5 protein-coding genes are annotated in these 4,025 nt (G+C 44.3%); all 5 read right to left on the bottom strand.

Going from position 1 to position 4,025, the window contains the following annotated elements; translation table 11 throughout:
- Positions 1-93 precede the first annotated feature (93 nt).
- Positions 94-966 carry a 23S rRNA pseudouridine(2605) synthase RluB gene (rluB, locus tag AB4238_RS08850; protein WP_020912062.1) on the bottom strand — a complete coding sequence of 291 codons (873 nt, stop codon included), beginning with the start codon at positions 964-966 and terminating at the stop codon, positions 94-96.
- A complete protein-coding gene (gene scpB / locus AB4238_RS08845; protein ID WP_372033002.1) occupies positions 959-1,555 on the bottom strand; it encodes an SMC-Scp complex subunit ScpB in 597 nt (198 codons plus the stop codon). Before scpB ends, rluB begins: the two co-directional genes overlap by 8 nt.
- Positions 1,556-1,567: 12 nt before the next feature.
- Positions 1,568-2,356, bottom strand: coding sequence for a ScpA family protein (locus tag AB4238_RS08840; protein WP_372033000.1), 789 nt, complete (start codon positions 2,354-2,356; stop codon positions 1,568-1,570).
- Positions 2,357-2,439: 83 nt separating this feature from the next.
- Positions 2,440-3,060 carry an L-threonylcarbamoyladenylate synthase gene (locus tag AB4238_RS08835; RefSeq protein WP_372032997.1) on the bottom strand — a complete coding sequence of 207 codons (621 nt, stop codon included), beginning with the start codon at positions 3,058-3,060 and terminating at the stop codon, positions 2,440-2,442.
- On the bottom strand, positions 3,057-3,929 hold the full coding sequence (gene rnm, locus AB4238_RS08830; RefSeq protein ID WP_372032995.1) for an RNase RNM: 873 nt from the start codon (positions 3,927-3,929) through the stop codon (positions 3,057-3,059). The genes AB4238_RS08835 and rnm overlap by 4 nt, the downstream gene beginning before the upstream one ends.
- Between the last annotated feature and the right edge of the window lie 96 nt (positions 3,930-4,025).

The raw sequence follows: 4,025 nt of genomic DNA, 5'->3' as shown, positions 1-4,025 counted from the left end.
AATGCAATTGGTATAAGTTCATCAATAAAGCCATAAGAAAGGCCGCTATTTAGCGGCCTTTTTTGATGTAGCAATACTTAACATAGCTCGTGCTTATGAACGACTACGGCTCGGCTTATTAGGCGTTGCTGTGGCTTTATGCTTACGTACTGCACGGCGTATCTTAGCGCCACGTACTTTTGCACGGGCAACACTGTGTTTATCAGTGCCTAAAATACTGCGGGTTTCTTCGTCCATGCCAGCGGTTTGACGCAAGTAGTTAACCTGTTCAATAGGCAACTCTATCCAACCACCACGAGGCAAAGATTTCGGTAACTCAATCATGCCATAGCGAATACGAATAAGGCGGCTAACTTGCACCTCTTGAGATTCCCAAAGACGACGCACTTCGCGGTTACGACCTTCAGCTAAGCTGACATGCCACCACTTGTTCATCCCTTCGCCACCCGCTGCTTTAACTTTATCAAAGCTAGCTGGGCCATCTTCCAAAGTCACACCCATGCGTAAACGCTGAATACACGCGTCATTCACTTCACCAAAGGTACGTACCGCGTATTCACGCTCAACTTCATTTGAAGGGTGCATTAGGCGGTTGGCTAATTCACCGTCAGAGGTAAATAGCAACAGACCAGAGGTGTTGATATCCAAACGCCCTACCGCAACCCAACGTGAGTCACGGGTTTTAGGTAAGCGGTCAAATACTGTAGGTCGACCCTCTGGGTCTTTACGGCTACAGATCTCACCTTCTGGTTTATGGTAAGCAATAACACGACAAACCACATCTTCTTCAGACTTTATCGAAATGGCGCGTCCGTCGATACGCACTTTGACATCTGATTCAACGCGATCGCCAAGACTTGCGATTTCACCGTCAACACTAATTCGACCTGCAGCAATCCATGCCTCCATCTCACGACGGGAGCCATGGCCTGCTCGGGCCAAGACTTTCTGCAATTTTTCACTCATTAGTAGACTCTTCTATTTTTTCTGGCGCACTTTTCACTGTCGAAAAAAGTGCATCCAATGATTCGGGATCTGACAGTGACGGAAGATCCGCAATGCTGTCCAACCCGAAGTATGACAAAAACTCTGTGGTCGTCGCATAAAGTGCCGGTCTTCCCGGTACCTCTTTATGCCCCACGACTTTTATCCAGCTTCTGTCGTTTAAACTCTTAATAATTTGACTACTGATAGCAACGCCTCGAACAAACTCAATGTCACCTCTAGTGACAGGTTGTCGATAGGCTATCACCGCCAATGTTTCAATGGTTGCGCGTGAGTATTTAGGCGCTTTTTCTTGCCATAATGGCTGCAAATACTGGCTCAGTTCAGAAATAGTCTGAAAACGATACCCACCAGCCACTTTAATCAGCTCTACCCCACGTCCTTCATAATCAAGCTGCAACTCCTCAATCGAAGCCTTAATTTTAGCTCTAGACACAGTAAAATCAGCAAGTACTGTCTCTTTAAGCGCCTTAATCGTCATTGGCTTGGCCAACACAAAAAGGCTCGCTTCAATTAATTGCTTTAGCTGCTCTGGATTAATCTGTGACAACGAAATAGATCCTTAGTACGCTCTAACATGTATAGTCGAAAAAGGTTCAGTTTGTACCAGTTCCACCAACAATTCTTTTACCAATTCCATTAACGCTAAGAAACTCACCACCACCCCACTACGTCCCTCTTCAAAGTCAAATAAAGCTTCAAAAGGCAAATAGGTTTGTGCGTTTAGCTTGGCCAAAATTTGTGTCATTCGCTCTCGAGTCGAAAGTACTTCTCGAACAACATGATGACTTTCAGTCGCTTCAATACGTTTAAGTACTGAAGAGAAAGCACGTGCAATTTCGGTCAATGAAACTTCAGGAGGTAACAATTCAGGCTTTATATTGGCTGCTGGAACCGCTTTTGCTTGAAATATGTCCCGCTCCATTCTCGGCAGAACATCTAACTTTTCCTGCGCATCTTTAATCACTTCATACGCTTTTAGCTGACGGATTAACTGCGCTCGAGGATCTTCTTCATCCTCATGTTCTACATCAGGTTTTGGCAGCAGTAACCGCGACTTAATCTCAGCTAGAGTCGCTGCCATGACCAAATAATCAGCCGCCAATTCGACTTTGGCACCTTGCAGTAGATTGACGTACTCTAAATACTGTTGCGTTATCGCAAAAATAGGTAAGTCAACCACATCAAGCTTTTGTTTACGAATGAGATAAAGCAGCAGATCCAGCGGTCCTTCAAAAGACTCAAGAAATACTTCTAACGCTTCAGGGGGAATAAAAAGATCCTTCGGCATCACCTTTACAGGCTCGCCTTGCACCATGGCTAAAGGCAATTCTTGTACAATTCCCTCCATCCTTCTACCCACTCTATTTCGCAAACGCGCGATTATACCCGTAAACAACTATTGTTTAAAGTGATTATCGATAGGCGATATTCCTAAAGAAAAGGGCTCACATCCCCTGCACCTTCTCGTATCACCTCAATGTCACCTTCTGACATATCGATAACCGTGGTCGGTTTCTCACCTAAATAACCGCCGTGAATAATCAAATCAACCTGATGTTCCAAAACATCGCGAATATGCTCAGGATCAGACTCGGTGAACTCTTCACCCGGCAAGATCAAACTGGTCGACATAAGTGGTGCATCAAGCGCTTCTAACAGCGCTAAAGCAATCACGTTATCAGGTACACGAATACCAATGGTTTTCTTTTTCGGGTTTTGCAAGCGCTTAGGCACCTCTTTAGAGGCTTTAAAGATAAACGTGTACGGCCCAGGCGTGTTGTGCTTTAAGACTCTATAAGCTTGGTTATCAACTCGGGCATAGGTTGCTAGTTCAGATTGATCGCGACACATCAACGAAAAATTATGGTCGTTATCTATCTGTCTTATCCGTGCAATTCTGCTCATTGCATCTTTGTCGCCCAGTAAACATCCTAAGGCATAACCAGAGTCTGTTGGGTAAACTATAACGCCACCCTGTTGGATGACATTCACCGCTTGGCTAATTAAGCGTGTTTGAGGGTTTTCCTCATGCACATAAAAAAATTGACTCATTGTGCTTCCTTCCATTTATCTGACTGCCAAACCCAGTTAACACCTTGGGGTTGAAACATGTTCTTACCTAGCTCTATCCAGCTTCCTGGAAAATGGAAATCACTTCCTAGTGAGCACATTAAATCGTTCAGCACAGTCAGTGCTATCAAGTTATTTCTATCGTCAATGGTCTGTTGACCTAAGACTACTTCAATTGCGTCACCACCTGCTTCTTTAAACTCACGTACTAAACGTTTAAGCCATTTAGCTGATAACTTATAACCGCTTGGATGAGCCAGCACGGCAACGCCGCCCGCTTGATGGATAATATCAATCGCGCTGGCCATATCGCCCCAATTGTTAGGCGCGTATCCTGTTTTTCCACGTGCCAAATACTTCTTAAACACATTGGCGGTGGTGGTGGCATAACCCTTTTCTGCCAACCAACGCGCATAATGGCCACGGCTAATCGCAGCATCACCAGCATAGAATTTGGCGCCTTCGTATGCGCCCTCTATACCTGCTTTTGCAAGACGTTCACCAATTTCAAATGCTCGGGTTGCTCTTAATTCACGTTGACGTGTTAAGAAATCAGCCATCGGTTGGTTATCAATATCGATATTGAGCGCTACGATATGAATATCGAAGCTATTCCAGCGAGTTGAAATTTCAACCCCGTTGATGAGTTCCAGCGGTGTTGCATGGTTATTATTGTATTGGTGCGCTTCAGCTAAACCATCAGTCGTGTCATGGTCAGTAATAGCAAAAACTTGCACACCTTTGCTAATAGCACGTTCAATCAATTCTGAAGGGGTCAGTTGGCCATCTGATGCGGTGGTATGACTATGCAGATCAACCAGTTTTACTTCATTAATATTTTCATCTTTCATCCCCTTATAATACTTGAGTTTAACCTTGAAAGGGGATTTAAATAGCCATTTTGTAATCAGATTAGTTAATAATGCCAATCAGTATAAAGATTTGAT

It is taken from the genome of Shewanella sp. 10N.286.45.A1 (assembly GCF_041470405.1).
GTDB lineage: Bacteria > Pseudomonadota > Gammaproteobacteria > Enterobacterales > Shewanellaceae > Shewanella.
The sequence above is the reverse complement of the archived record's forward strand: the minus strand, read 5'-3'. Positions and strand labels throughout refer to the sequence as shown.